This is a genomic window from Pseudomonas sp. YuFO20, assembly GCF_035064975.1.
Classification (GTDB): domain Bacteria; phylum Pseudomonadota; class Gammaproteobacteria; order Pseudomonadales; family Pseudomonadaceae; genus Aquipseudomonas; species Aquipseudomonas putida_AE.
This window is the reverse complement of the sequence record NZ_JAXDEO010000009.1, coordinates 105,256-131,431: the sequence shown is the minus strand read 5'-3', so window position 1 is coordinate 131,431 and position 26,176 is coordinate 105,256. Positions and strand designations below refer to the sequence as shown.

Sequence of the window (26,176 nt, the reverse complement as noted above, 5' to 3'; positions counted from 1 at the left end):
AAGCCACTGCCGAGCCGCAGCTTACCGGATGGCCGCATAATTGGCCGCTGCCGTGACCCGGGCGATACGGGCATCGGCCTCGGCCTGATCGATGCGTTCTTGCCGAACACTATGGGCGTAGGTGTCCGCCACGGTGACCAGTGCCTGTTCAAGCATCTGCGGATTGTTATCGACCCATTGCACCGCTACCCCGGCGTTGGCCAGGCACATGACAATGCCACGGCCCATGGTGCCCGCGCCGATCACGGCTGCGCGCTGAATATCGAACGGTGTCTGGCTCATGTTCTGTTCTCTTGTTGGCGATCCGAAGACAGCCCTCACCATAGTCAGCCGCTGCGCTTTTTTGAAATTTATTCCTGTGATGAGCAACATTCAGCGGATGGATGCGCCCACACACGGGTTAGAGGTGTGCCTCGGCCCACCCTCGAACCTCGGCATACGGATAATCTTCCAACACCGCAAATCCCGAAATCGTCCGCACTTTGAGCTTGGTAAACAAGGGCACACTGATCCCGCACAGAAACCGCGTCACACGCTCGGCCGACGGCAAACTCCCCGTGTGTTGTTCATGCTTGTGGATAAAATCGCTACACAGCGCCTCGAAATTTTTATCCACAAGCGCAGGCAACTCCGGAGGTGCTGGCAGTCGTGCGACTTGCCCGTGACAAACCGAACAATGCCCACACTGACGGGGCACATTTTCGTCGCCGAAATACTCGGCCAGGCGATAACCCAGGCAGCGATCAGTGGCGAACAAATCGAGCATGGCATGTATCCGCGCAACCTCGGTCTGTTCATGCCGAGTGAAGCCGGCGTGCAGCTCTGCACTCAACTCGGCACTGTCGAAATCGGTTTGCAGCAGGCTGTAGACCTCGGTCATCAGCTTGCTTTCAAGCTCGACCCAGCCCTTTTCCTGGAAATAATCCAGCGCCTTGACCACCCGACTGCGCTCGGCCTGATGCTGTTCGTACAGCGCATCGAAATTCACCGTGGCCCAGGTACGCGCGCGGGGGGACGTCTGGATGATCGCCGCGACGAAATCCCTGCGCTCACCCTCGAAGCGCGCCAGCAATTGCTCGGGCTCCTGCAGATATTTGAACCGGTATTCGGCGTAGTAGGCATAACGCGGAGCGATCAGACCACGAAGCTCCAGCTGAACCAGCAAGGTCTTGAGCGGCAGCTGGCGGATATTGCTCTGGTCCGCCAGTGGCCCCAGCAGAAACTCCCATTGTCCCTCGGGCGCGGCGGCCTGCATCTCGTCGAGCACGTAGCAGATACCGTCCAGTTCAGGCGTGTCGCCATAGACGAAGTTTTCCAGCACGTTGAGGCTGTCACGGTTGGCCAGCACCAGGCAGTCCGATGGCAGCCCGTCACGCCCGGCTCGGCCGATTTCCTGGCTGTAGTTTTCGATCGATTTGGGCAGGTCGAAATGCACGACGTTACGGATATCGCTCTTGTCGATGCCCATGCCGAAAGCGATGATGGCGACGATGCAATTGGACTGCCCGCCCATGAAACGCTTCTGGATGCCTTCACGCTGCTCGTGAGGCAAGCCGGCGTGATAGGCCTCGGCCTGAATGCCATGGCGCTGCAGATGTTCGGCAATGTGCTCGGCGGTTTTCTGCAGGGTGACGTAGACAATGCTCGGCTGGCCGGGTCGCTGGCTCATCCATTCAACCAGGCGTCGACGCTTGTCCTGGCCGCGAACCGGCTCGACCCACAGATTGAGATTCGACCGATAGAAACCGGTGGTCACCACATCGCCAGGTTCGATGGCGAATTTCGCCTGCATATCGGCGATCACTTTCGGGGTCGCGGTGGCGGTCAGCAACAACGCCTGGGGGATATTGAACTGGCGCTGATAGTCCGGAAGCTTGAGGTAATCCGGGCGAAAGTTATGCCCCCATTCGGAGATGCAGTGCGCCTCGTCCACCACCAGCAACGAGATTGGCACCTGCTGCAGGAAATTACGAAAGCGCTCGTTTTTCAAGCGCTCCACGGAGACCATCAGGATTTTCAGTTCGCCGGACTTGGCGCGGGCCATGACATCGCTGGCGTCATCGCGGCTCTGGGCCGAATCGATACTGCCCGCCGCAATGCCGTGGCGTTGCAGGAACGCCAACTGATCCTGCATCAACGCCAGCAAGGGCGAGACCACCAACGTCAGGTGCGGCAGCAATACGGCCGACAGCTGATAGCAAAGGGACTTGCCGGAGCCAGTGGGGAAAATTGCCGCCGCCGATCGCCCCGCCAGCACTGCGCTGATCGTTGCCTCCTGGCCGGGCCGAAACTGCGGATAACCGAAAACCTGTTCCAGGGTGTTGTGCATAAGCTGTCACTCCGTTGACTGCTGCGATGAGCAAAGCCTAGCCGGCGATCGCAGCGAGTCGAGAAAAGGTCGGGGGCAAAAACGATACGGGATGATACAGCGGATGGCTTGGGAGTGCGGCGCCTGGCAAATCGCCTTCGCGGGCAGCGAAATTCGAAATGCCCTACAGCTTCTGCGGCGTCTGTAGTCCCTTTCCTCAATAACCGCGCAAAACCCTACAACACCTGTCGATCTCCGCCGTCTTGTAGCACAACACCACGCCCTTCTATAGTTTCCGGCAAGGCTGAAAAACCGTGTCTGGGCTTACCGGGCGCACTTGCCGATTTCGCACAGGACCCACCTCGATGATCCGCCCCGACCCACTGACCGACCGCTATCGCCCGCTCAAATCCAGCAACAGCGAATCCCCGGTACTGGTGATCGACACCGAGGCCGATCCCCTGGAAATCCTCGACGCCGCCCGCCAGCGCATCCGCGCCGCCAGCGACCTGCTGGAGACCTTGTATTGCCTGTGCTTCAAACAGGCCGACACCCGCGATATCCCTAACATCGTCAATGCGCTGTACCTGCTGACCCAGGACGGCAACGACCTGCTCGACATCGCCCGGCAACGCCTGCCGAAACTGACCGGCTGAAGAACAATAATGGTCGCAACTGAAAAAGCGGAGGTCATTCAGGACCGCCGGCACTGCCAAAAAGTAAGCCAATGGCGTACATTACTGATGATTTTTATTGAAACCTCAATCTTCACTCGTCGAGCCAAAGAATTATTGGATGACGATGCCTACGCGATATTACAGAAGCTGCTGGTGTCGAACCCTTCAGCCGGCGACGTTATCGAAGGGACAGGCGGGATCCGCAAAATGCGGGTCGCAGCGAAGGGACATGGTAAACGAGGCGGAGCTCGAGTGATTTACTATCATTTCATCTCGGCATCGCAAATCGCTTTATTGATGATCTACCCTAAAAATGAACAACAAGATTTGACCGCCGATGAGCGCAAAGCGTTGAAAGCAGTCATTGAACACTGGAGATAACCATGAGCAAATTTTTTGATGAGCTGATGGAAAGCGTACAACAGATGGACGAGATTGTACGGGGTGAGCGGCGACCTTCCCGCGAATTTCAAGTAGTTGCGTTGCACGTCAAAGAAATCCGTAAGGCCACTGGTTTAACTCAAGCCAAATTCGCAGCATTGATCGACGTCCAACTTGGCACTTTGCGAAATTGGGAGCAGGGCCGTCGCGAGCCAACGGGGCCGGCTAAGGCTTTGCTGAAAGCTATTCATAATGACCCTGTCCATGTATTGAATGCATTAGCCATCTGAAGCAACGTTATAGCAAGCTAACGCTCAAACAAAAACAGTCGTATTACGAAAAGGTCAGCCGCTCAAACATCTAGCAAGCTTGCGTTTTGCAGGATTCAACACGTCGCCGGCAGATCTCGAAAAACCACTGTCCACTCGAGAAAAAGCCATCGCCAAGTACATGCAAAATGCTTCGCCGCAATCTGCTCCCGCCCTTCCCATCCTCTCTGACGAACAATAAGATTTGCCCAAGTCAAACCCTGGAAGACCACTTCGTCATCGATGTCGTGGATTACGACAGCTATCGCTATTTCCAGCCTGACGGCTACGATGTATTCCTTAAGCGCAAAGCCAAGGGTCGCGGCGACAAGGTGCCTTTGACCATCGGCATGCTCTACCGGGCCATCAAGGCCCAACGCTGGGACACGGATGAACTTGAAAGCCTGTAGCGTCCCCGGCGAATAACGATAAGGACATTGCGTGGACGTTCTGATGGGCTTGTTGGCCGCCGTGCTGTGGGGCGGCACGGATTTTCTGGTGGGCTTGAACGCCCGCGCGGTTGGCGTCAAACGTGCCGTGTATTTCGGTCAGGCGCTGGGCTTTACCATCATGAGCCTGCTGTTGGTCGCCTTCCCGGTATTCATTCTGCGGTCCTTGGCCGCCCCGCTGGAAACCTGGCTATTCGGCCTCGCCGCCGCCGTGTTGACGGTGTCCGGCGCCTTGGCCTTGTCCAAGGCCTTCGCCCTGGGCAAAGCCTCCATCGTCGCCCCGCTGGTGACATCCTATGGCGTGGTGACCACGCTGTTGTCCTGGGCCGGCGGCGAACACATCAGCCTGATCCAGTTGCTGTGCATCGGCCTTTGTGTGCTCGGTGTGGTTCTGTCCAGCATTCACTCCGACCCGAAGGTACCCCACACCACACAAGCCAGCAGTTCCATCGCCTACGCGTTGCTGGCGGCAGTGTTCTACGGCACCAGTTTCTGGCTGCAAGGCCGCTTCGTCCTGCAGACACTCGGGCCGGTAACGATGCTCTGGCTCGCGTATCTGGTGGGCCTGATGGTGCTGGTGGTGATCGTGGTAAGGATCGACGACGGCTTGAAAATTCCGCCGCTGAAAAACTGCGTGACGCTGACCGGCGCAAGCCTGATGACCTCGGCGGGTTTTCGTCATTCGCCTGGGGCGCAGTGGCCGGGTCGGTTTCGGTGGTGACGGTGATCAGCACGTTGTCGGGGGGGATAGCGGCTATTCTGGGGTATGTGTTTTTCAAGGAACGGCTGGGGAAGGTGCAGGTACTGGGGGTAGTACTGGTGTTGGTCGGCGCGTTTGTCTTGCACCTGAAAACCTGAAACGTCGCCCACAAAAAAAGCCGCCCCGAAGGGCGGCTTTTTCATTGCATCAAACCAACACTTACAACTGAGGACCGGCAGCCTTGATCGCATCGCTCACTTCGAACTTCTTGAAGTTCTCGATGAACAGGCCGGCCAGTGCTTTGGCGGCTTCGTCGTAGGCGGCTTTGTCGGCCCAGGTATTGCGTGGGTTCAGCAGGCCAGTCTCAACGCCCGGTACGGCCAGTGGCACGTCGAGGTTGATGGTGTCCAGGTGCTCGGTTTCGGTACCGATCAGCGCGCCGCTCTGGATCGCTGCGATCACCGCACGGGTGGTCGGGATGTTGAAGCGCTTGCCGACGCCGTAGCCACCACCGGTCCAACCAGTGTTGACCAGGTAAACCTTGGAACCGAAGCCGCGGATGCGCTTGATCAGCAGCTCTGCGTATTCGCCAGCTGGACGCGGGAAGAACGGTGCGCCGAAGCAGGTGGAGAAGGTCGACTTGATGCCGCTGCCCGAACCCATTTCGGTCGAGCCCACCAGAGCGGTGTAGCCGGACAGGAAGTGGTAGGCCGCTTGCTCTTCGTTGAGGATCGACACTGGCGGCAGTACGCCGGTCAGGTCGCAGGTCAGGAAGATCACAGCGTTCGGCTCGCCACCGAGGTTCTTCTCGGAACGCTTGGCAACGTGCTCCAGCGGGTAGGCGGCACGGCTGTTCTGGGTCAGGCTGACATCGGCGTAGTCGGCGTGCTTGGCATCGTCGATAACGACGTTTTCCAGGACCGCGCCGTGCTTGATGGCTTTCCAGATGACCGGCTCGTTCTTCTCGGACAAGTCGATGCACTTGGCATAGCAACCGCCTTCGATGTTGAACACCACGCCCTCGCCCCAGCCGTGTTCGTCGTCACCGATCAGGTAACGGCTTTCGTCGGCGGACAGGGTGGTTTTACCAGTGCCGGACAGACCGAAGAACAGGGTCACGTCGCCTTCTTCGCCGATGTTGGCAGCGCAGTGCATTGGCAGCACGTCGGCGGCCGGCAGCAGGAAGTTCTGCACCGAGAACATGGCTTTCTTCATTTCACCGGCGTAGCGCATGCCAGCGATCAGCACTTTCTTCTGCGCGAAGTTGAGGATCACGCAACCGTCGGAGTTGGTGCCGTCACGCTCTGGAACACATTCGAAGTTGGCAACGTTGAGCACTTGCCACTCTTCACGACCAGCCGGGTTGTACTGGGCCGGGTTGATGAACAGGCAACGGCCAAACAGGTTCTGCCAGGCAGTCTGAGTGGTCATCTTCACGGCCAGGTAGTGATCTTCGGCCGCGCCTACATGCACGTGGGAAACGAAGTGCTCTTGCGCGTTGTTGAACGCCTCGACGCGATCCCACAGGGCATCGAACTTGTCGGCCGGGAACTTGCGGTTGATCGGGCCCCAGGCGATGGCGGCCGAGGTGGACGGCTCTTCAACGATGAAACGATCGACTGGCGAACGGCCGGTACGGTGACCGGTGCGAACAACCAGTGCGCCGGTATCGGCAAGCTCGCCTTCACCGCGGTTGAGGGCTTCTTTAACCAGATCATCAACACTCAGATCGGTGTACACGGCGTTATTGGCTTGCGTCATGAGGTTCCCCGTCGGCCAGTGGCCGAGTGCTCCAAACGTTTTGTAGTAGAAAGTCGTGCACTACTACCGCGAAAAAAGTGGGCCGGATTATGCCAGAAAAGCCCAAAAAGAGTAGGGCCCTCCCGTCGTAACGGCGCTATTACGCCACTTTCCAGTGAATTTACCTGCGCTGAACCGTTTTAGTGCCGGGTATCTGACGGCGTCTCGACACCCGCTCCGGCGAACAATTGGGTGACATCGGCGGCGTCGAACAGGTACTGCTGGTTGCAGAACTGGCAATCGATCTCGATTTTTCCACCGTGTTCGACCACCAGGTTTTGCGCGTCTTCCATACCCAGACTGACCAACGCATTGGCCGAACGTTCGCGCGAGCAGCTGCAACGGAAGCGCAGTTTCTGCACATCGAACAAACGCACCTGCTCTTCGTGATAGAGACGATGGAGCACGGTTTCGTTGTCCAGACCCAGCAGCTCATCGGCCGTCAGGGTGGTCGCCAGCGCAGTGAGGTGTTGCCAGCTGGCGGCGCGCTCTTCTTCGTCTTTCAGGCGATCGGCGGGCAGTTGCTGCAGCAACAGGCCACGGGCGCGGCGGCCATCGGCGCAGAGCTTGATGCGCGTACCGATCTGCTGGGACATGACGAAGTAGTTGGTGAAGCAGTCGGACAAGGTTTCACCGTCCAGATCGACGACGCCCTGGTAGCGCTGGCCTTGCTTCGGATCGATGGTCAACGTCAGCGAACCATCCGGCATCAAGTCGGCCAGGGTGGCATCGGGGGCGATCCGGTCCGCTTCGTAACGGGCCAGGCCACGGATGTCGCGCTCACTGGAGCACTCGATCATCAGCAGCGGAATCGGGCCTTCGGAGCGGGCCTGAAGAATCAGCAGGCCATCGAACTTCAAGGTGCCGACCAGCAACGCCGCAGCCGCCATCAGCTCGCCGAGCAGTTGCGCAACCGGCTCCGGATAGGCGTGCTTGGCCAGGACTTCAGCGTAGCTGAGCTCCAGCGAAACCATCTCGCCGCGGGTGTCGCTGTCATCGAAGATGAAGCGTTGGGTGAAGTCGTTATCCGGTAAGTCGGTCATAAGTCTGGTATCTGAATAGGTGACAAAAGTGTTTACAGAACGAGGTTACGCCTTGGCTATAGCGTATGGCTGCCTGGTTATGGCCTGCAGGCCAGTGGCTGTGCGCGCTTTACGACGAATGGCACAAACACGGCAGACTAATTACCTCATATGGCTACGTACAGGCGCAATTACAAGTCCTGGCCTGATTGGCGCGATCGGTGGCTCCGGTCAATCACTCGTTGCTGCTGCCGCGAAACTTGAACAGATCGCGCCGCTGTTTCTTGCTCGGCTTGCCATCGGTACTCACGCCCAAGGCACCCGCCTTGCGCTCGGCCGCGGCATTCTCGCGCTTGGCGATGCTGGCTTCGGTCTCGGCATACAGCGTCTGTGCTTCGGGCGCACCACGGCGCACGATCGACAACGCCTGGACCACCACCGTGCGCTCCTCGAAACCGGTACGGATCACGAATTCGTCGCCAATACGCGGCTCCTTGCCCGGTTTGCAGCGCTCGCCCCGGCAGTGCACCTTGCCGCTTTCGATCGCCGCCTTGGCCAAGGCGCGGGTTTTATAGAACCGCGCTGCCCACAGCCATTTATCGAGCCGGACTTTGTCATCCTCTTCGTTTTTTTGTGCCATGGAATTTCCTCATCCTGAAATATTGATGAACTGTACTACCGTTTCCTCGTACCAAGAATTAAGCCGTCTCGGATTACAATGCAGTCATTCCAGAACCGCCTCGCGGGGCTGGAAATCCGGGCCGTAGATATCTGTCGCCTTTTAACCATTATTCTGCGTGAATACCGCGAATTCTGCCGCTTGCGGCCAGAGCGGTTTCTACCGGTTGAGCAAATTTGAAGACATTTGACCATTTGACCGTTGTCGGTCTGCGCGAGTGGGTGGCGCTCCCGGATTTGGGAGTCGCGGGCCTTCGGGCAAAAATCGACACCGGCGCCAGCACCTCCAGCCTGCATGCCACCGACATCGAAACATTCGAACGCGACGGCGAGCAATGGGTGCGCTTTACCGCGCACCTGGGCACGGTGGTGCAGTTGCGTCACCGCCGCTGCGAAGCACCCCTGGTGACGAGAAAAACCATTAAAAGCTCCAACGGTCATGCGCAGGTTCGATACGTGATCAGCACCACCCTGGCCCTCGGCGACCGGGTCTGGCGGGTCGAGTTCACGCTCGCCTGCCGCAAATCCATGCGTTATCGCCTGTTGCTCGGCTCCAAAGCCCTGATTGATGGCCAGCTGGTCGTCAATCCGGGCATCAAATATGTACAAGACAAGCCGGTGTTCCCGGTATCTACCTCTTCCACAGGTGTTGCATGAAGATCGCTGTGCTGTCGCGGAACCCGCGTCTGTATTCCACCCGCCGCCTGGTCGAAGCCGGTACCGAACGCGGCCATGAAATGGTGGTGGTCGATACCCTGCGCGCCTACATGAACATTGCCAGTCACAAGCCGCAGATCCACTACCGCGGCAAGCCGCTGGAAGGCTTCGACGCGGTGATCCCGAGGATCGGTGCGTCGGTCACCTTTTATGGCTGCGCGGTGTTGCGCCAGTTCGAAATGATGGGGGTGTTTCCCCTCAACGAATCGGTGGCCATTGCGCGCTCGCGGGACAAGCTGCGTTCGCTGCAATTGCTGTCACGCCGGGGCATCGGTTTGCCGGTCACCGGCTTTGCCCACTCGCCGGACGATATTCCCGACCTGATCGCAATGGTCAACGGTGCCCCCCTGGTGATCAAGGTGTTGGAAGGCACCCAGGGTATCGGCGTGGTGCTGTGCGAAACCGCCACGGCGGCGGAGTCGGTGATCGAGGCATTCATGGGCCTCAAGCAGAACATCATGGTCCAGGAGTACATCAAGGAGGCCGGCGGCGCCGACATTCGCTGCTTCGTGGTGGGCGACAAAGTCATTGCAGCCATGAAGCGCCAGGCCAAACCCGGGGAATTCCGCTCCAACCTGCATCGCGGTGGCAGCGCCAGCTTGATCAAGATTACCCCGGAAGAACGCATGACCGCTTTGCGCGCGGCGAAGGTCATGGGACTGGCCGTGGCGGGGGTGGATATCCTGCGTTCCAATCATGGGCCTCTGGTGATGGAGGTGAACTCGTCGCCGGGGCTTGAAGGGATCGAGACCACCACCGGCAAGAACGTGGCGGGGATCATCATTGAGCATCTTGAGAAGAATGGTGGGCCGAATATGACTCGGACCAAAGGGAAGGGTTAAACGCCGAATCTTTTGGTGGCAAGGAAGCCGCCTTCGCGGGCAAGCCCGCTCCCACAGTGATCTTCAGTGGACATGAAATTTGCGTTCAACACGATCATTGTGGGAGCGGGCTTGCTCGCGAAGGGGCCATCAGCTCCACTGAAAAATCGGGTTTTAAACAGCGTCCCGCGGCAACATCAGCCCCAACGGCAAGCGCACCCGCGCTTCCAGGCCGCCCCCCGAACGGTTGCGCAACTCAACATTGCCACCATGCATCGAAGCGATCCGCTTCACGATCGCCAGTCCCAAACCAGTACCCTTGCCGCCCCGAGCGCGGTCACCCCGGGTGAACGGGTTGAAAATGGCTTCCAGCTCGGATGGATCTATCCCGGCGCCACGGTCCATGACGCTCAGGACGACATAAGGCGCACTGGTATCCCCGGACACATAGGCCGCCACCTCGACCCCGCTGCCTGCATGATTCAAGGCGTTGCCAATCAGGTTGTTCAACAGCCGCTTCATCGACACCCGCCGCAACGGGAACGGCTGGATCGGCTCCAGGCGCAGTTGTACTTTCTCTTCGTTCTGGTTGTACGGTGCGGCGACCTCGCGGACGAGATCGCTCAGGTCCACCTCCTCCACCGACTCGTCACGACCATCGCGAATGAACGCCAGGAACTGATCGAGAATGGCGTCCATGTCCTCGATATCGCGCACCATGGCGTCCGTCAGGTCGTTATGGTCACCCATCAGCTCCAGAGACAGGCGCAACCGGGTCAACGGCGTGCGCAGGTCATGGGAAACCCCGGCCAGCATCAGTTCGCGCTCGCGACCGGCCTGCTCGACGTCTTCGGCCATCTGGTTGAAGGCGCGATAGACCTCGGTCATTTCACTGGGCGTATCACTGATCGGCAGGCGCACGCTGCGCCCCTGGCCGAGTTGCCGCGCGGCATACACCAGGCGTTTGAGGGGCTGATTGAGCTGGCTGACGAAGATCCACGCCGAGGCCGTGGAAAGCAGGCCGATGGCGAGGAACCAGCCGAGCACATTCCAGATTTTCTGGCCACGCAACGGATGCGGATACAGCGGCACTTTCAGCCAGCCATCGCCCAGGCTGGGCGCCCGAACCCACAGCGCCGGTGGCGAGTGCATGCGCAAGCGCACCTCGGTATCGGCCCCCAGTTCGTCTTGCATCTGCCGCTGATAGATCTCGCTGTAGGGCCAGTGTTGTTCGCCCTCCGGCACACCGGCGCCCACCACCCGGATCAGGGTTGCAGCATCGGCGATCTTTTCGCGATTTTCTTCATCGGCGGCCCAGTAGGCGCGCAGCGTCAGGGCGACGCCATGGCTGTACTGGCGGTCCACCAGCACGTCTTCGTTCATCAGCAGATAAACCAGGGTCAGCGCCTTGGAAAACAGCACGACGATCAGCACCAGCCAAAGGGTGCGGGAGAAGAAACTCTGGGGGAACCAAACCGGGGTTTTCATGGGTAACCGTTAAACACGTGCAGGAGCGAGCGATGCTCGCACATTGCCGGTCGCGAGTCTGCGGGCAAGGCCATCTTGCCCGTTGCCCGCACAAACCCGCGCCTACAAATCGTCGATCACTTGGTGGCGGCGCCATCCGGAACGAACACGTAACCCACACCCCAGACGGTCTGGATGTAGCGGGGCTTGGACGGATCGGGTTCGATCATCCGGCGCAGGCGGGAAATCTGCACGTCGATGGAGCGCTCCAGGGCATCCCACTCACGCCCACGGGCCAGGTTCATCAGCTTGTCGCGGGTCAATGGCTGGCGGGCATTCATCACCAATGCCTTGAGCACCGCGAATTCGCCGGTGGTGAGCATGTGCACTTCTTCACCACGCTTGAGTTCGCGGGTGGCCAGGGACAGCTCGTAGTCACCGAAGGTCACGCTTTCGTCTTCGCTGCCCGGCGCGCCCGGCACCGGAGCCGACTGACGACGCAGGACGGCTTTTACGCGGGCCATCAGCTCGTCCGGGTTGAACGGCTTGGCCAGGTAATCGTCGGCGCCCAGTTCCAGGCCCTTGATCCGGCTCAGCTCATCGCCCTTGGCGGTCAGCATGATGATCGGGATTTGATTGTTCGCGCCGCGCAGGCGGCGGCAGGCGGTCAGGCCGTCTTCGCCGGGCAACATCAGGTCGAGGACGACCAGGTTGAACACTTCGCGCGCCAGCAGGCGATCCATTTGCTCAGTGTTCGGTACGGCGCGGGCGCGGTAGCCCTTGCTGACGAAAAAACGTTCCAACAGGCTGCTCAGCCCTGGATCGTCGTCAACGATAAGAATTTTTTCGCCTTCAGCAGTTTGTGCAGTGCTGCTCATTGGATGCTCCTTTGATCTCGGCGCGCATTATGGCGTAGCTGCCGTTATACGCACCGTGTGCATTGTTAGCAGATTTTTCCTTTATCGCCAGAAATCCGGGGATTATGCCTACAACCTGCGATGTCCCCGAAGGACGCAACGCTGGTTATAATGCGCGGCCTTTTGTGTCAGGCAACGTCTGATCGTTACGCCGGCCAGCTGCTTTTTATTTTCATGGCGCCGGCAGTAATTGTTCGATTTCACGGGTCAACGGGATACCTTTGATCCAGGTAGCGGCGCAGGCCAGGCCGCTCAACCAGACTCGCCAGGCCTTTATCTGCGCGCCTGCGAGCCTGCTTTCACAATTTGTCAGGTGGTTTTATGGACAGCATCAACAGCCGCATCGCCGAGGAACTCGGCGTACGCCCACAACAGGTCGAAGCGGCCGTCGCGCTACTCGATGAAGGCTCCACGGTGCCCTTCATCGCCCGTTACCGGAAAGAAGTGACCGGCAGCCTCGATGACACCCAGCTGCGTCATCTGGAAGAGCGTCTGCGCTACCTGCGAGAACTCGACGAACGGCGCATCAGCATCCTTGCCAGCATCCAGGAGCAAGGCAAGCTGACCCCGCAACTCGAACGCGACATCAAGCTCGCCGACACCAAGACCCGTCTCGAAGACCTTTACCTGCCGTACAAGCAGAAGCGCCGCACCAAGGGCCAGATCGCCCTGGAAGCCGGTCTCGGCGAATTGGCTGACGGTCTGTTCAACGACCCGACCCTGAGCCCGGAAACCGAAGCCTCGCGCTTCATCGACGCCGAAAAAGGCGTGGCCGACGTGAAGGCAGCCCTCGAAGGCGCCAAGTACATCCTCATGGAGCGCTTCGCCGAAGACGCAGGCTTGCTCGACAAGCTGCGCAGCTACCTGAAGCAGGAAGCCACCCTCAGTGCCCGCGTGATCGCTGGCAAGGAAGAGGAAGGCGCCAAGTTCCGCGACTACTTCGAACACGACGAACCGCTGAAAAGCATGCCGTCGCACCGCGCCCTGGCGATTTTCCGTGGCCGTAACGAAGGCATCCTCAGCTCCGCGCTGAAGGTCGGCGACGAAATGCCGGGCACCATGCACCCGTGCGAGGGCATGATCGGCCAGCAGTTCGGCATCCAGAACCAGAACCGCGCCGCCGACAAATGGCTGGGCGAAGTGGTGCGCTGGACCTGGAAGGTCAAGCTCTACACCCACCTGGAAACCGACCTGCTGGGCGAGCTGCGCGACGGCGCGGAAACCGAGGCGATCAACGTGTTCGCCCACAACCTGCACGACTTGCTGCTGTCGGCCCCGGCCGGCCCGCGCGCAACCCTGGGACTCGACCCGGGCCTGCGTACCGGCTGCAAGGTTGCGGTGGTCGACTCCACCGGCAAGCTGCTCGATCACGCCACGGTTTACCCGCACGTGCCGCACAACAAGTGGGACCAGACCATCGCGATTCTTGCCGCCCTGTGCGCCAAGCACTCCGTGGACCTGATCGCCATCGGCAACGGCACCGCCAGCCGTGAGACCGACAAGCTGGCCGCCGAGCTGATCAAGAAATACCCAGCCATGAAGATGACCAAGGTCATGGTTTCCGAGGCGGGCGCTTCGGTGTACTCGGCGTCTGAACTGGCCTCGAAGGAATTCCCGGATCTGGACGTTTCGATCCGTGGTGCCGTTTCGATTGCCCGCCGCCTGCAAGACCCGCTGGCGGAGCTTGTGAAGATCGATCCGAAATCCATCGGGGTCGGCCAGTACCAGCACGATGTGTCGCAGCTGAAACTGGCCCGTGGCCTGGATGCCGTGGTCGAAGACTGCGTGAACGCCGTGGGCGTCGACGTCAACACCGCCTCCGTGGCGCTGCTGGCGCGGATCTCCGGCCTCAACGCGACCCTGGCGCAGAACATCGTCAGCCACCGCGACGAGCACGGCGCATTCAAGACCCGCGCGGCGCTGAAGAAAGTCGCGCGCCTGGGCGAAAAAACCTTCGAGCAGGCCGCTGGCTTCCTGCGCGTCATGAACGGCGAAAACCCGCTGGATTCGTCCGCCGTGCACCCGGAAGCCTATCCGCTGGTACAGCGCATCGCCGCCGAGACCGACCGCGATATCCGCTCGCTGATCGGCGATGCCGCGTTCCTCAAGCGCCTCGATCCGAAGAAGTACACCGATGAAACCTTCGGCCTGCCGACGGTCACCGACATCCTGCAAGAGCTTGAAAAACCTGGCCGCGACCCGCGTCCCGAGTTCAAGACCGCCGAGTTCCAGGAAGGCGTCGAAGACCTCAAGGACCTGCAGCCGGGCATGATTCTCGAAGGCGTGGTCACCAACGTGACCAACTTCGGCGCATTCGTCGATATCGGCGTGCATCAGGACGGTTTGGTGCACATCTCCGCACTTTCGGAGAAGTTCATCAAGGATCCACGGGAAGCGGTCAAGGCCGGTGATGTGGTCAAGGTCAAGGTCATGGAAGTCGACATCCCGCGTAAACGCGTGGGCCTGTCGATGCGCATGAGCGACACCCCGGGCGAGAAAATCGACGGCGCCCGTGGTGCGCGTCCGGGTTCGGCGCCACGCCAATCCCAGAACACCGCACCGCGCAAGGAAACCACGGCCGCAGCGCCGAGCAACAACGCCATGGCGTCGCTGTTCGCCAACGCCAAACAGTTGAAGAAGCGCTGATGGACGTCCCTGCCGGGTACACCGAAAGCGCATTTTTCAAGCTGCTGGGCTGCCGTTTGCACAGCCTGGAAACCGGGGTGGCGCAAGTCGCCCTGGTGCTTGAGCCACAACTGCGCAATCGCGCCAACAAGCTGCACGGCGGGGCCTTGTTCAGCCTGGTGGACATTGCCATGGGGCTGGCCTGCTCCAGCACCCACGGCTTTGACCAGCAGAGCGCGACCATCGAGTGCAAGATCAACTACATCCGCGCCGTCGCTGACGGCGAGGTGATGTGCACGGCCCGGGTGATCCACCCGGGTCGGCGCACGCTGGTGGTCGAAGCCGATGTGATGCAAGGCGACAAACTGGTCGCTAAAGCACAAGGCACGTTCGCTGTCCTGTAGCTAGATGTCATCGATTTGAGTTAATTTCGGCGCTGTGACCACAGCGTCGGAATTTCCTGTGGGAGCGCGCTTGCCCGCGAAGGCGGTGTGTCAGGTAATTATCTGTTGGCTGACACAACTTCTTCGCGAGCAAGCCCGCTCCCACATCGATTGCGGCGAGTTCCAAAACCAGGCGAAAACGCCAGTTTTAACTTCACCCTTGTAGACCGTCTTGCCCACCCCCATATTGGGGCGACTGACGCGTGAAGGAATCCAACTTGAGCGAACTTCTCAACCGCCGCCTGGCTCTGCTCGGCGAGCGCGCAAACCTCTCTCTGCTCGAACAGTGCCTTCACGGCATCGAACGTGAATGCCTGCGCGTGACCGATGAAGGTCGCCTGGCGCAAACGCCGCACCCGGAAGAATTGGGTTCCGCGCTGACCAACGAACAGATCACCACCGATTATTCCGAGTCGCTGCTGGAGTTCATCACCCCGGCCCTGCCCGACCCGGCCGATACGCTGGCGAGCCTGGACAGCATTCACCGTTTTGCCTACAGCAAGCTCGGCAACGAGTACCTGTGGAGCCCCTCGATGCCGTGTCCGCTGCCGGCCGAGGAAGATATCCCGATCGCCTACTACGGCACGTCCAATATCGGTCAGCTCAAGTACGTCTATCGCAAGGGTCTGGCCCTGCGCTACGGCAAGACCATGCAGTGCATCGCCGGCATTCACTACAACTTTTCCCTGCCGGAAAAACTCTGGCCGCTGCTCAAGCAGGCCGAAGGCTTTGTCGGCACCGACCGCGACTATCAGTCGTCGGCCTATATCGCGCTGATCCGTAACTTCCGCCGCTACAGCTGGCTGCTGATGTACCTGTTCGGCGCATCCCCTGCGCTGGACGCCGGGTTCCTGCGTGGTCGCTCGCACCAGTTGGAACAGCTGGACCCGGATACCCTGTACTTGCCGTACGCCACCAGCCTGCGCATGAGCGACCTGGGTTACCAGAGCAACGCCCAGGCCGGCCTGACGCCGTGCTACAACGACCTGAACAGCTACACCGACAGCCTGCGCAAAGCGGTGGCGACACCCTATCCGCCTTATGTCGAAGTCGGCACCCATAAGGACGGTGAGTGGGTCCAGCTCAACACCAACATCCTGCAGATCGAGAACGAGTACTACTCCAACATCCGCCCGAAACGCGTGACCTACACCGGCGAGCGGCCGATCCAGGCGTTGGTGGCCCGCGGCATCCAGTACGTCGAAGTGCGCTGCCTGGACATCAACCCCTTCCTGCCGATGGGCATCGACCTCACCGAGTCGCGTTTCCTCGACGCGTTCCTGCTGTACTGCGCGCTGAACGACAGTCCGTTGCTGACCAACACCAGCTGCGGGAATGCGACCTCCAACTTCCTCAGCGTGGTCAAGGAAGGTCGTCGCCCGGGCCTGCAATTGCAACGCGACGGGCAACCGGTCGACCTGAAGGAGTGGGCCGGCCAATTGCTGGAGCGCATTGCCCCGCTGGCCGCGCTGCTGGATCAGAGCCACGGCGGCGATGCCCACAGCAAGGCGCTGGACGCGCAGATGGCCAAGGTCCAGAACCCTGCCCTGACGCCATCGGCCCAGGTACTGGCGGCCATGGCTGAGCACAAGGAAAGCTTTGCCCAGTTCTCCCTGCGCCAGAGCCGGGTCCACGCGGAGTTTTTCCGCAGCGAGCCGTTGCCGGCCGAGCAACAGGCGAAGTTTGAAGAGCGGGCGCGTTCGTCGCTGGCTCAGCAAGCGGAGCTGGAGCAGAACGAAGTCGGTGATTTCGATGTGTTTGTCGGCTCGTACCAGGCAAGCATCCTGGCGATCAGCAATTAATCGAAAATCACGCAAACCCTGTAGGAGCTGGCTCGCCAGCGAAGGCGGTGCAACCGTCACACCGCGCCGCCTGGTTCGCCAGCAAGCCGGCTCCTACAAAGATACCCTTAGAATTTTCCGCTCATAAGCTCATTCGAAAAAGTTATTTATTTTCGGATTCTTATATCATTTAGTCTCCTTTTCACGCCGACTCTCGGTCGCCTGACAAGGAGCTTCCCGATGAAACTGAATTTCCCTCTTCGCTTGCTGGCGGCCGCTTCTCTGGCTGCGGCGAGTCTGTTTGCCCAGGCGGCTGACGTGACCGTCGCTTACCAGACCACGGTAGACCCGGCAAAAGTCGCCCAGGCCGACGGCGCGTATGAAAAAGCCACCAAGGCCGACATCAACTGGCGCAAATTTGATAACGGTGCCGACATCATCGCCGCCATCGCCTCGGGTGACGTGCAGATCGGCTACCTCGGTTCCAGCCCGCTGACAGCCGCCATCACCCGCAAGGTGCCGGTGGAGACCTTCCTGATCGCCACCCAGATCGGCGCCGCCGAAGCCCTGGTGGCCCGCGACGGTTCCGGGATCAAGACCCCGCAGGACCTGATCGGCAAGAAAATCGCCGTACCGTTCGTGTCCACCGGCCACTACAGCCTGCTGGCCGCGCTCAAGCACTGGAACATCGACCCCTCGAAAGTCACCGTGCTCAACCTCGCTCCACCAGCCATCATTGCCGCGTGGAAACGCGGTGACATCGACGCCACTTACGTGTGGGACCCGGCCCTCGGTGTAGCCAAGGAAAACGGCAAAGTGCTGATCACCTCCGGCGAACTGGCCAAGTTCGGTGCGCCGACCTTCGATGCCTGGATCGTGCGCAAGGACTTCGCCGAGAAGCACCCGGAAATCGTCACCGCGTTCGCCAAAGTCACCCTGGATGCCTACGCCGATTACCGCAAGGACCCACAAGCCTGGCTGGCCAATCAAGGCAACGTCGACAAGCTGGTAAAACTCTCCGGTGCCAAGGCCAGCGACATTCCGCTGCTGCTGCAAGGCAACGTCTACCCACTGGCGGCTGACCAGGTGATCACCCTCGGCGCGCCGACCACCAAGGCCATCACCGACACCGCCGCGTTCCTCAAGGAACAAGGCAAGGTCGACGCTGTGCTGCCGGACTACGCGCCGTACGTCAGCGCCAAGTTCATCACGGATTGATCGGGAGTTAATGACGATGGCTTTGCTACAGCTGGAGCGCATCAGCGCACAGTACCCCGGCAGCCCTGCACCAGTGCTGGCGGATATTTCCCTGACCCTCGGCCCCCAGCAGTTGCTGGTGGCCCTCGGTCCGTCCGGCAGTGGCAAGACTTCGCTGTTGAACCTGATTGCCGGTTTCGTCGAGCCCAGCGCCGGGCGCATCACCCTTGACGGCGTGCCGGTCAAAGGGCCGAGCGCCGAACGCGGCGTGGTGTTCCAGGACGACGCCTTGCTGCCCTGGCAGGACGTGCTGGCCAACGTAGGTTTCGGCCTGGAATTGGCCGGCGTTGCCCGGGACCAACGCGAAGTCCGCGCAAGGGAAATGCTTGCGCTGGTGGACCTTTCCGGCTTCGAAAGCCGCCGTATCTGGCAACTCTCGGGCGGCCAGAAGCAACGTGTCGGCCTGGCCCGCGCGCTCGCTGCCGACCCGCGGGTGTTGCTGATGGACGAACCCTTCGGCGCCCTCGACGCCTTCACCCGCGAACAGATGCAGGAGCTGCTGCTGCAAGTCTGGCGGCGCACCGCCAAGCCGGTGTTCCTGATTACCCACGACATTGAAGAAGCGGTGTTCCTCGCCACGGATCTGATTCTGCTGGCGCCGAATCCTGGGCAGATCGTCGAGCGACTGCAGCTGGATTTCGGCCAGCGCTACGCCGCGGGGGAATCGGCCCGGTCGATCAAGTCCGATCCACGCTTTATCGAAACCCGCGAACACGTACTCGCCAAAGTGTTCTCCCAACGCAGCGCCGCCCAGCGGCAGGAGCGCGCATGAGCAGCTACGAAATTCCCGTTGCAGCGGTCAAGCCAGGTTCCACGGTCACGCCCCTGCGCCGCAGTTTGAGCACTCGCTGGATCAGCGTGCTGACCCTGGTCGCGCTCGTTGCCATCTGGTGGGCGGTCACCGCCACTGGAATGATCGAGCCGCTGTTTCTGCCGCCGCCGTCCGCCGTGCTGCAAAAAGGCTGGCTGCTGGTCACCAGCGGCTACATGGATTCGACCTTGTGGCAGCACCTGGGCGCAAGCCTCAGCCGCATCGGCCTGGGCCTCGGCTTCGCGGTGCTGACCGCCGTGCCAGTAGGCATCGCCATCGGTGCCAACCGCATTGCCCGGGGCGTGCTGGATCCTTTGATCGAGTTCTACCGCCCTATTCCTCCGCTGGCTTACCTGCCGCTGATCGTGATCTGGTGCGGCATCGGTGAGTTGTCGAAAGTGCTGCTGATCTACCTGGCGATTTTCGCTCCGATCGCTATCGCGACAGCGACCGGCGTGCGCACGGTAGACCCGGCGAAATTGCGCGCCGCGCAGTCACTGGGTGCGACCCGCGCGCAGTTGATTCGCCATGTGATCCTGCCCAGTGCCTTGCCGGATATCTTGACTGGCGTGCGCATTGGCCTCGGAGTTGGTTGGTCGACACTGGTGGCCGCCGAATTGATCGCCGCCACCAGCGGCCTGGGTTTCATGGTGCAGTCGGCTGCGCAGTTCCTGGTCACCGATGTGGTGGTGCTGGGGATTCTGGTGATCGCGCTGATTGCCTTCGCCATGGAGATGGGCCTGCGCGCCTTGCAACGCAAACTGGTGCCATGGCACGGCCAGGCTCACTGATTTTTAAATGTGGGAGCGGGCTTGCTCGCGAAAGCGGTGTGACAGTCACTTTTTGTTGCCTGACAGTTTGCATTCGCGAGCAAGCCCGCTCCCACAAAAAGCACGCCCCGGATTGAAGAGAACCACCATGAGCCACCTGACCATCGTCCCTCTAAGCTCGGCCCTCGGCGCGCAAATCAGCGGCGTCGACGTCAGCCAGCCGCTGAACCTGGAACAACGCGACGCCATAGAGCAGGCGCTGCTCAAGCATCAGGTGCTGTTCTTCCGTGACCAGCCGATCACGCCGCAGCAGCAGGCGCGATTCGCCGCCAATTTCGGCGACCTGCACATTCATCCGATCTACCCGAACGTGCCGGAACAACCTGAGGTACTGATCCTCGACACCGCCGTCACAGACGTGCGCGACAACGCGATCTGGCACACCGACGTGACCTTCCTGCCAACCCCGGCCATGGGCGCGGTGCTCAGTGCCAAGCTGCTGCCGGAGTTTGGCGGCGATACCCTGTGGGCCAGCGGCATCGCGGCGTATGAAGCCTTGTCGGCGCCGATGAAAACCCTGCTCGAAGGGCTGACCGCCACCCATGACTTCACCCGTTCGTTTCCGCTGGAGCGCTATGGCAACACGCCTGAAGCGCTGGCCCAATGGGAAGAGGCACGGCGCAAGAATCCGCCGCTGTCGCACCCGGTGATCCGCACGCATCCGGTGAGCGGGCGTCGCTCACTGTTCGTCAACGAGGGCTTCACCTCGAAGATCAACGAGCTGTCGGACACCGAGAGCGAGGCGATCCTCAAGTTCCTGTTCGCCCATTCGACCCGGCCGGAATTCACCATTCGCTGGCGCTGGCAGAAAGACGACATCGCGTTCTGGGACAACCGCGTGACCCAGCATTACGCGGTGGATGACTATCGCCCGGCGCGGCGGGTGATGCAGCGGGCGACGGTGTTGGGGGATGTGCCGTTTTTTTTTTAAGATCAAAAGATCGCAGCCTGCGGCAGCTCCTACATGGAAATGCGTTCCCCTGTAGGAGCTGCCGCAGGCTGCGATCTTTTGCTTTACAGCTTACTCAGCCGTAGAAGGCTTCTCCCAAAGATTGATCCCACCCTCCTGGGCAAACCGGTCAATCTCCGCCAGCTCCTCAGCACTGAAACTCAGGTTCTTCAACGCCCCGACGTTCTCGATGATCTGCTCCGGCCGGCTGGCACCGATCAGCGCCGAGGTCACCCGCGGGTCACGCAGGGTCCAGGCCAGCGCCAGTTGCGCCAGGCTCTGGCCACGACGCCTGGCGATCTCGTTGAGTGCACGCACATGCGCAATGTTGGCTTCGGACAAGTGCGAGGCCTGCAACGAACCACCGCCAGGACGGTTGACCCGCGCATCCGCCGGCACGCCGTTGAGGTACTTGTCCGTCAGCAAACCCTGGGCCAGCGGAGTGAAAGCAATGACACCGGTGCCGAGTTCATCGGTGGTGTCCAGCAGGTCCTTTTCCACCCAACGATTAAGCAGGTTGTAAGCCGGTTGGTGAATCAACAGCGGTACTTTCCACTCTTTGAGCAACGCCGCCATTTCACGGGTTTTCACCCCGGAATAAGACGAGATGCCGATGTACAGCGCCTTGCCCTGTTGCACCGCCGTGGCCAGCGCGCTGGCGGTTTCCTCCAGCGGGGTGTCGGGGTCGAAACGGTGGGAGTAGAAAATATCCACGTAGTCCAGGCCCAGGCGCTGCAGGCTCTGGTCGAGACTGGCAAGCACGTACTTGCGCGAGCCGCCGCCCTGACCGTAAGGGCCGGGCCACATGTCCCAACCGGCCTTGCTGGAAATGATCAGCTCGTCGCGGTACTGCTTGAAGTCTTCACGCAGCAAACGGCCGAAATTGATCTCGGCACTGCCGTACGGAGGGCCGTAGTTGTTTGCCAGGTCAAAATGGTTGATCCCAAGGTCGAAAGCCGTGCGCAACAACGCGCGCTGGGTATCGATCGGCGTGCTGTCGCCGAAGTTGTGCCACAGGCCCAGGGACAGCGCCGGCAGTACCAGACCGCTGCGGCCAACGCGGCGGTAGGGGATGGAGTCGTAGCGGTTTTCGGCAGCGGTGTAAGTCATCGAATCCTCTCTTGTCTGTCTTGAATCTGGTCTCGACTGCTTTGCAAGTCGCCCAGCATACGCCCAGACAAACGCCAGAAAACCTGAGACTCGAAAAATGGCTGAAACGTTTCACATTTTTCCATTCAAACGGCCCCCGCAAACACCTCCCCCAACCAATCCACAAACACCCGAACCCGTGGCGACATGTGCCGGTTGTGCGGGCACTGGATCAGGCCCAGTCCGGCGATCGCTGAGGCGACATAAATTTCCGCGGCCGGATTCGGCTTGGGTCAACGGGCAGATTCTGCGGGTGAACGGTGGGTTGGTTTAACTATGCTCAAACCGATATCGGGGTGACCCATTCGCGAGCAAGCCCGCTCCCACATTGATCCCGGTTGCTCACAAGATTAATGTTCAAAGGAGATACCCTGTGGGAGCGGGCTTGCTCGCGAAGGCGGCCGACCAGTCAATACACATCCGGCAGGCAAAACACACCATGCACACCACCATCATCATCACTTTTGGCCTGATCCTGCTCGCCCTGATGCTGTACATCGGCGAAAAGATCGGCTTTCCCCGCCAGGTCCTCGCCTACAGCTTCATCGTGCTGTGGCTGGCCCTGACGCTGATCAATGGCGCGGTGGGCATGGTGCATGCCGGCCAGCCGCTGGGCACGGAACTGGTGGTGGGCAGCGCCGTGTTCGGTATCCCGGTGGCGGCGCTGGTGTTGTTCATGGTGATGACCACCGAGGCCTAGACCCGCTCAACGCACCAGGTGCAAGAACTGCATGTGCCGTTCGTACTGGTCAAGGATGTCGTTGATGATCTGTTCCTTGGTGTATCCCACCAGATCGTAGTTCTGACTGCCCTCGCTCAAATGCACTTCGGCCCGGTAATAGCGCCGGTTGTTGAGTTCCTTGGAGCCCATGCCGCCGCGGGCGAATGACGGCGTAAAGTAGCCGCGCATCTGTACCTGATAGATGAACGGGTGTTCGTCGCCGTGACCGATTTCCAGGCTGACGCTGTCATTGACCGGCTCAGGGTGAGTCACGACCTTCAGGCCCTTTTCGATAAACACCGCCGACACCTCTTCGATGGCCGGGCGTATCGTCGAATCGAGGAAGCGATAGACCTCGTCCCGCGACGGGAAATGCACCGCCTGACTCAAGCGCTGGCGCCAACCACCGCGCCGCGAACCGGACACTGGTGCCAGGGAATGCATCTGCGCAATCTGCTTCTGCGATTCCAGATAAAACGCTTTATGCAGGCCCCACATCATCAACAGCAAAATCAGCGAGAACGGCAGCGAAGTCAGGACCACGGCGGACTTCAACGCATCGATGCTGCCGGAAAACAGCAGCGCACTGGTCACCAGCGCAGTCATTGCGCCCCAGAACACCCGCAGCCATTTCGGCCCGTCTTCATCCGGGTTGCCACCCTTGGCGGACAGCGTCGACAACACCACGGTGCCGGAGTCGGCAGAGGTGACGAAGAACACGAAGCTGATGAACACCGTGACCGCGATCACGGTCTTGCTCCATGGGTAGGTTTCCAGCAGCAGGTAGAGGGTCATCGACGGGTTGTCGATGGCCGACATACCCAGCGCCGTCATGCCGTGGTTGAGCACCTGATCGATGGCGCTGTTGCCGAAGATCGACATCCACGCCAGGGTGAAGCCCAGCGGAATCAGGAGCACGCCGAAGACGAACTCGCGGATGGTGCGGCCACGGGAAATCCGTGCAATGAACAGGCCCACGAACGGCGACCAGGCGATCCACCAGGCCCAGTAGAACACCGTCCAGCCACCCAGCCAGTCGCTAGGCTTGTCGTAGGCGTAGAGGTCGAAACTCTTCATCGGCAAGGCGCCGAGGTAGTCGCCGACGTTCTGGATCAGGGTATTGAGCAGGTGCTGGGTGGGCCCGGCGAACAACACGAACAGCAGCAGCGCACAGGCCAGCAGCATGTTGATGTCGGACATGACCCGCACGCCCTTGTCGACGCCGGACACCGCGACGATGATCGCCGCGCCCATCATCAGCGTGATCAGGCCGACCTGGATCCACTGGGTGTGAGCAATGCCGAACAGGTAGTCCAGGCCCGAGTTGAGGTGCAACACGCCAAAGCCCATGTCGGCACCGAGACCGAACACCGTGGCGATGATGCCAAAGCCGTCCACCGCGTAACCGATGGGGCCATTGATGCGCTTGCCGATCAGCGGGTACAGCGCCGAGCGCAGGGCCAGCGGCAGGTTATGCCGGTAGGCGAAGTAGGCCAGCGCCATGCCGACAAAGGCGAACACGCCCCAACCATGCAGGCCCCAGTGCAGGAACAGGATCTGCATCGCCTGCCGCGCCGCATCCGCCGTGCCGGCCTCGCCCTGGGGCGGTTGCAGCATATGGGTCAGGGGCTCGGACACGCAGAAGAAAAACAGCGTGATGCTGATCCCGGCGGCGAACAGCATGCCGGCCCAGGACAGATAACTGAATTCGGGCTCGTCGTGGTCGGCACCGAGTTTTATCTTGCCGTAGCCCGATAACGCGGTGACCACCACGAAGACCAGATACAAGGTCATCGCCAGCATGTAGTACCAGCCAACCGTGTTGGCCGCCCAGTTTTGCGCCGCCAGCAACCAGGCGCCGGCCTGTTCGGGCATGGCAATGACCACGACGCCGAACAGCAGAATGAAGGTCGCCGCGAAGTAGAACACCGGCGGATTCATGCGGACCAGGCCGCTTGGGGGAATGGACGATGCACTCATTGCAGGTGCACCTCGAAGGGGTCAATCGTGGCTGTAGAAATCGGACTCAGCAAAGGCAAGCCTCCTGTTGTGAGCGGGCAGCGAACCACCGGTTTAACTTGAATGAACGTTCAAGTTAAACATGAATAGGGGGCTAAGGACTAATTCCAGGGCTCGGCGGTCATGCTTTTGTAGGAGCTGCCGTAGGCTGCGATCTTTTGATTTTTGCTTTTGCGGTGCTTCTGAAAAGATCGCAGCCTCGTTGCACGAGACAGCTCCTACAGGGGGTTGCTGACAGCTTCTTACTTCTGAGCCCCGTCATCCAGTTGCAGATTGGCCTGGGTCAGGTTACTGCCCGCTGGCACACTGCGGGTCAGCCAGACATTGCCGCCAATGGTCGAGCCCTTGCCGATGGTGATCCGCCCCAGAATCGTCGCCCCGGCGTAAATCACCACGTCATCCTCGACGATCGGATGCCGCGCCTGGCCCTTCTGCAACTGGCCGTCTTCATCCGCCGGAAAGCGCTTGGCACCCAAGGTTACCGCCTGATAAATCCGCACCCGCTCGCCGATGATCGCGGTCTCGCCGATCACCACACCGGTCCCGTGGTCGATGAAGAAACTGCGGCCAATCTGCGCGCCCGGGTGGATGTCGATACCGGTGGCGGAATGCGCGATTTCCGCGCTGATCCGAGCCAGCAAGGGCAAGCCCGCACGATATAGATGATGAGCCAGGCGATGGTGAATCACCGCCAGAATGCCGGGATAGCACAGCAACACTTCATCGACGCTACGCGCCGCCGGATCGCCGTGATAGGCCGCCAGAACGTCGGTGTCCAACAGGCTGCGCAGCCCAGGCAACGCGAGGGCGAAGTCCTGGATGATCTGAATGGTTTTCGCCTCGACCTCGGTGTCGGCCTGGGCGCTGTGACGGGCGGCATAGCGCAATTCGAGCCGTGCCTGCGCCAGCAACGCATTCAACGCCACATCGAGGGTGTGGCCGACGTAGAAATCCTCACTCTCTTCGCGCAAGTCCACCGGCCCCAGGCGCATCGGGAACAGCGCCCCGCAGAGTGCCTCGAGAATCTCCGCCATGGCGGCCCGTGACGGCAACTCGCGACCACCCTGCTCACCGCTGGCGCGGCCGTTTTGTGCACGCCACTGCTCACGTGCCGTACGCAGTTGGCTAACGATGGTTTGCAACTGCCAATGGCTGGAACGCTCACTCACGGTAAAAACTCCTCACGGGCGGCCGGACAGTCTGGCCGCACTGACGGCGATTACTTTACGGCAAGGCCCGCAAGCAAAATTAAGAACCAATTGTGCTGTCGTAATTACAATTGGCTATAAGCGATTGGCGGTTGCTCCGAGAAAGTGGCGTGCCTATAGTCCAGTGACCTTCCACCG

At 60.5% G+C, this 26,176-nt stretch carries 22 protein-coding genes and 4 pseudogenes; 15 read left to right on the top strand and 11 right to left on the bottom strand.

Going from position 1 to position 26,176, the window contains the following annotated elements; all coding sequences use genetic code 11:
• Positions 1-24 precede the first annotated feature (24 nt).
• A pseudogene (locus tag SOP85_RS07540) lies at positions 25-282 on the bottom strand (3-hydroxyacyl-CoA dehydrogenase NAD-binding domain-containing protein); the annotation flags it as partial.
• Positions 283-400: 118 nt separating this feature from the next.
• Complete coding sequence (locus tag SOP85_RS07535) at positions 401-2,329, bottom strand: RecQ family ATP-dependent DNA helicase (RefSeq protein ID WP_323626554.1); 1,929 nt, start codon at positions 2,327-2,329, stop codon at positions 401-403.
• Between the two features lie 344 nt (positions 2,330-2,673).
• On the opposite strand from SOP85_RS07535, the gene SOP85_RS07530 reads away from it, so the two are divergent.
• The 5 genes and pseudogenes from SOP85_RS07530 (at position 2,674) to SOP85_RS07505 (ending at position 4,981) form a co-directional block, all read left to right on the top strand.
• On the top strand, positions 2,674-2,964 hold the full coding sequence (locus SOP85_RS07530; protein WP_274075094.1) for a hypothetical protein: 291 nt from the start codon (positions 2,674-2,676) through the stop codon (positions 2,962-2,964).
• 87 nt (positions 2,965-3,051) lie between these two features.
• The gene (locus SOP85_RS07525; protein ID WP_274075177.1) at positions 3,052-3,366 is read left to right on the top strand and encodes a type II toxin-antitoxin system RelE/ParE family toxin; all 315 of its coding nucleotides are present in this window, start codon (positions 3,052-3,054) and stop codon (positions 3,364-3,366) included.
• Between the two features lie 2 nt (positions 3,367-3,368).
• Complete coding sequence (locus SOP85_RS07520) at positions 3,369-3,656, top strand: helix-turn-helix domain-containing protein (protein ID WP_323626552.1); 288 nt, start codon at positions 3,369-3,371, stop codon at positions 3,654-3,656.
• A gap of 233 nt (positions 3,657-3,889) precedes the next feature.
• Positions 3,890-4,084, top strand: a pseudogene (locus SOP85_RS07510) (DUF1493 family protein); the annotation flags it as partial.
• Between the two features lie 43 nt (positions 4,085-4,127).
• Positions 4,128-4,981, top strand: a pseudogene (locus tag SOP85_RS07505) (EamA family transporter).
• 61 nt (positions 4,982-5,042) lie between these two features.
• Here the strand turns inward: SOP85_RS07505 and SOP85_RS07500 are convergent.
• From SOP85_RS07500 to SOP85_RS07490, 3 genes are all read right to left on the bottom strand, one after another.
• Positions 5,043-6,584, bottom strand: a complete 1,542-nt coding sequence (locus SOP85_RS07500) for a phosphoenolpyruvate carboxykinase (RefSeq protein WP_323606545.1) — start codon at positions 6,582-6,584, stop codon at positions 5,043-5,045.
• A 179-nt stretch (positions 6,585-6,763) separates the two neighbouring features.
• Positions 6,764-7,666 (bottom strand): Hsp33 family molecular chaperone HslO, encoded by a 903-nt coding sequence (hslO, locus tag SOP85_RS07495; RefSeq protein ID WP_323606546.1) that lies wholly within the window; start codon positions 7,664-7,666, stop codon positions 6,764-6,766.
• Between the two features lie 214 nt (positions 7,667-7,880).
• The gene (locus SOP85_RS07490; protein ID WP_274075090.1) at positions 7,881-8,285 is read right to left on the bottom strand and encodes an RNA-binding S4 domain-containing protein; all 405 of its coding nucleotides are present in this window, start codon (positions 8,283-8,285) and stop codon (positions 7,881-7,883) included.
• Between the two features lie 215 nt (positions 8,286-8,500).
• On the opposite strand from SOP85_RS07490, the gene rimB reads away from it, so the two are divergent.
• Both rimB and rimK read left to right on the top strand, forming a co-directional pair.
• A complete protein-coding gene (gene rimB, locus SOP85_RS07485; RefSeq protein ID WP_046815336.1) occupies positions 8,501-8,980 on the top strand; it encodes a retropepsin-like aspartic endopeptidase RimB in 480 nt (159 codons plus the stop codon).
• Positions 8,977-9,882 carry a 30S ribosomal protein S6--L-glutamate ligase gene (gene rimK / locus SOP85_RS07480; protein WP_034148478.1) on the top strand — a complete coding sequence of 302 codons (906 nt, stop codon included), beginning with the start codon at positions 8,977-8,979 and terminating at the stop codon, positions 9,880-9,882. Before rimB ends, rimK begins: the two co-directional genes overlap by 4 nt.
• A gap of 153 nt (positions 9,883-10,035) precedes the next feature.
• On the opposite strand, the gene SOP85_RS07475 is transcribed toward rimK, so the two are convergent.
• On the bottom strand, positions 10,036-11,349 hold the full coding sequence (locus SOP85_RS07475; protein WP_274075089.1) for an ATP-binding protein: 1,314 nt from the start codon (positions 11,347-11,349) through the stop codon (positions 10,036-10,038).
• A 116-nt stretch (positions 11,350-11,465) separates the two neighbouring features.
• Positions 11,466-12,206: an osmolarity response regulator transcription factor OmpR gene (gene ompR / locus SOP85_RS07470; RefSeq protein ID WP_218441155.1), complete on the bottom strand. Its 741-nt coding sequence runs from the start codon at positions 12,204-12,206 to the stop codon at positions 11,466-11,468.
• 360 nt (positions 12,207-12,566) lie between these two features.
• On the opposite strand from ompR, the gene SOP85_RS07465 reads away from it, so the two are divergent.
• The 7 genes from SOP85_RS07465 to tauD all read left to right on the top strand — a co-directional run bounded on the left by SOP85_RS07465 (position 12,567) and on the right by tauD (position 20,923).
• Positions 12,567-14,891 carry a Tex family protein gene (locus SOP85_RS07465; protein ID WP_323626550.1) on the top strand — a complete coding sequence of 775 codons (2,325 nt, stop codon included), beginning with the start codon at positions 12,567-12,569 and terminating at the stop codon, positions 14,889-14,891.
• A complete protein-coding gene (locus SOP85_RS07460) occupies positions 14,891-15,274 on the top strand; it encodes a PaaI family thioesterase (RefSeq protein ID WP_274075087.1) in 384 nt (127 codons plus the stop codon). The genes SOP85_RS07465 and SOP85_RS07460 overlap by 1 nt, the downstream gene beginning before the upstream one ends.
• Positions 15,275-15,531: 257 nt before the next feature.
• Complete coding sequence (gshA, locus tag SOP85_RS07455; protein ID WP_323626549.1) at positions 15,532-17,115, top strand: glutamate--cysteine ligase; 1,584 nt, start codon at positions 15,532-15,534, stop codon at positions 17,113-17,115.
• A gap of 219 nt (positions 17,116-17,334) precedes the next feature.
• The gene (gene tauA, locus SOP85_RS07450) at positions 17,335-18,312 is read left to right on the top strand and encodes a taurine ABC transporter substrate-binding protein (protein WP_274075085.1); all 978 of its coding nucleotides are present in this window, start codon (positions 17,335-17,337) and stop codon (positions 18,310-18,312) included.
• 16 nt (positions 18,313-18,328) lie between these two features.
• Positions 18,329-19,123 carry a taurine ABC transporter ATP-binding subunit gene (gene tauB / locus SOP85_RS07445; RefSeq protein ID WP_323606548.1) on the top strand — a complete coding sequence of 265 codons (795 nt, stop codon included), beginning with the start codon at positions 18,329-18,331 and terminating at the stop codon, positions 19,121-19,123.
• A complete protein-coding gene (gene tauC, locus SOP85_RS07440; protein WP_323626547.1) occupies positions 19,120-19,953 on the top strand; it encodes a taurine ABC transporter permease TauC in 834 nt (277 codons plus the stop codon). Before tauB ends, tauC begins: the two co-directional genes overlap by 4 nt.
• 127 nt (positions 19,954-20,080) lie before the next feature.
• Positions 20,081-20,923: a taurine dioxygenase gene (gene tauD / locus SOP85_RS07435; protein WP_323626546.1), complete on the top strand. Its 843-nt coding sequence runs from the start codon at positions 20,081-20,083 to the stop codon at positions 20,921-20,923.
• A 90-nt stretch (positions 20,924-21,013) separates the two neighbouring features.
• Here tauD and mgrA read toward each other — a convergent pair whose 3' ends face one another.
• On the bottom strand, positions 21,014-22,051 hold the full coding sequence (mgrA, locus tag SOP85_RS07430) for an L-glyceraldehyde 3-phosphate reductase (RefSeq protein ID WP_274075081.1): 1,038 nt from the start codon (positions 22,049-22,051) through the stop codon (positions 21,014-21,016).
• 125 nt (positions 22,052-22,176) lie between these two features.
• A pseudogene (locus SOP85_RS07425) lies at positions 22,177-22,305 on the bottom strand (LysR family transcriptional regulator); the annotation flags it as partial.
• A gap of 224 nt (positions 22,306-22,529) precedes the next feature.
• On the opposite strand from SOP85_RS07425, the gene SOP85_RS07420 reads away from it, so the two are divergent.
• Positions 22,530-22,790 (top strand): hypothetical protein, encoded by a 261-nt coding sequence (locus SOP85_RS07420; protein WP_274075080.1) that lies wholly within the window; start codon positions 22,530-22,532, stop codon positions 22,788-22,790.
• 6 nt (positions 22,791-22,796) lie between these two features.
• Here the strand turns inward: SOP85_RS07420 and betT are convergent, their stop codons facing one another.
• Both betT and epsC read right to left on the bottom strand, forming a co-directional pair.
• On the bottom strand, positions 22,797-24,752 hold the full coding sequence (gene betT / locus SOP85_RS07415) for a choline transporter BetT (protein ID WP_323626557.1): 1,956 nt from the start codon (positions 24,750-24,752) through the stop codon (positions 22,797-22,799).
• 320 nt (positions 24,753-25,072) lie between these two features.
• Positions 25,073-25,999: a serine O-acetyltransferase EpsC gene (epsC, locus tag SOP85_RS07410; protein ID WP_323606551.1), complete on the bottom strand. Its 927-nt coding sequence runs from the start codon at positions 25,997-25,999 to the stop codon at positions 25,073-25,075.
• Positions 26,000-26,176 lie beyond the last annotated feature (177 nt).

Coding starts and splice junctions, on each gene's coding strand:
- SOP85_RS07535 (WP_323626554.1), bottom strand. CDS start 2,329: ATGCACAACACCCTGGAACAGGTTTTCGGTTATCCGCAGTTTCGGCCC.
- SOP85_RS07475 (WP_274075089.1), bottom strand. CDS start 11,349: ATGAAAACCCCGGTTTGGTTCCCCCAGAGTTTCTTCTCCCGCACCCTT.
- tauC (WP_323626547.1), top strand. CDS start 19,120: ATGAGCAGCTACGAAATTCCCGTTGCAGCGGTCAAGCCAGGTTCCACG.
- tauD (WP_323626546.1), top strand. CDS start 20,081: ATGAGCCACCTGACCATCGTCCCTCTAAGCTCGGCCCTCGGCGCGCAA.
- mgrA (WP_274075081.1), bottom strand. CDS start 22,051: ATGACTTACACCGCTGCCGAAAACCGCTACGACTCCATCCCCTACCGC.
- SOP85_RS07530 (WP_274075094.1), top strand. CDS start 2,674: ATGATCCGCCCCGACCCACTGACCGACCGCTATCGCCCGCTCAAATCC.
- tauA (WP_274075085.1), top strand. CDS start 17,335: ATGAAACTGAATTTCCCTCTTCGCTTGCTGGCGGCCGCTTCTCTGGCT.
- SOP85_RS07490 (WP_274075090.1), bottom strand. CDS start 8,285: ATGGCACAAAAAAACGAAGAGGATGACAAAGTCCGGCTCGATAAATGG.
- rimK (WP_034148478.1), top strand. CDS start 8,977: ATGAAGATCGCTGTGCTGTCGCGGAACCCGCGTCTGTATTCCACCCGC.
- SOP85_RS07525 (WP_274075177.1), top strand. CDS start 3,052: ATGATTTTTATTGAAACCTCAATCTTCACTCGTCGAGCCAAAGAATTA.
- SOP85_RS07420 (WP_274075080.1), top strand. CDS start 22,530: ATGCACACCACCATCATCATCACTTTTGGCCTGATCCTGCTCGCCCTG.
- hslO (WP_323606546.1), bottom strand. CDS start 7,666: ATGACCGACTTACCGGATAACGACTTCACCCAACGCTTCATCTTCGAT.
- SOP85_RS07520 (WP_323626552.1), top strand. CDS start 3,369: ATGAGCAAATTTTTTGATGAGCTGATGGAAAGCGTACAACAGATGGAC.
- SOP85_RS07500 (WP_323606545.1), bottom strand. CDS start 6,584: ATGACGCAAGCCAATAACGCCGTGTACACCGATCTGAGTGTTGATGAT.
- betT (WP_323626557.1), bottom strand. CDS start 24,752: ATGAATCCGCCGGTGTTCTACTTCGCGGCGACCTTCATTCTGCTGTTC.
- SOP85_RS07465 (WP_323626550.1), top strand. CDS start 12,567: ATGGACAGCATCAACAGCCGCATCGCCGAGGAACTCGGCGTACGCCCA.
- tauB (WP_323606548.1), top strand. CDS start 18,329: ATGGCTTTGCTACAGCTGGAGCGCATCAGCGCACAGTACCCCGGCAGC.
- ompR (WP_218441155.1), bottom strand. CDS start 12,206: ATGAGCAGCACTGCACAAACTGCTGAAGGCGAAAAAATTCTTATCGTT.
- SOP85_RS07460 (WP_274075087.1), top strand. CDS start 14,891: ATGGACGTCCCTGCCGGGTACACCGAAAGCGCATTTTTCAAGCTGCTG.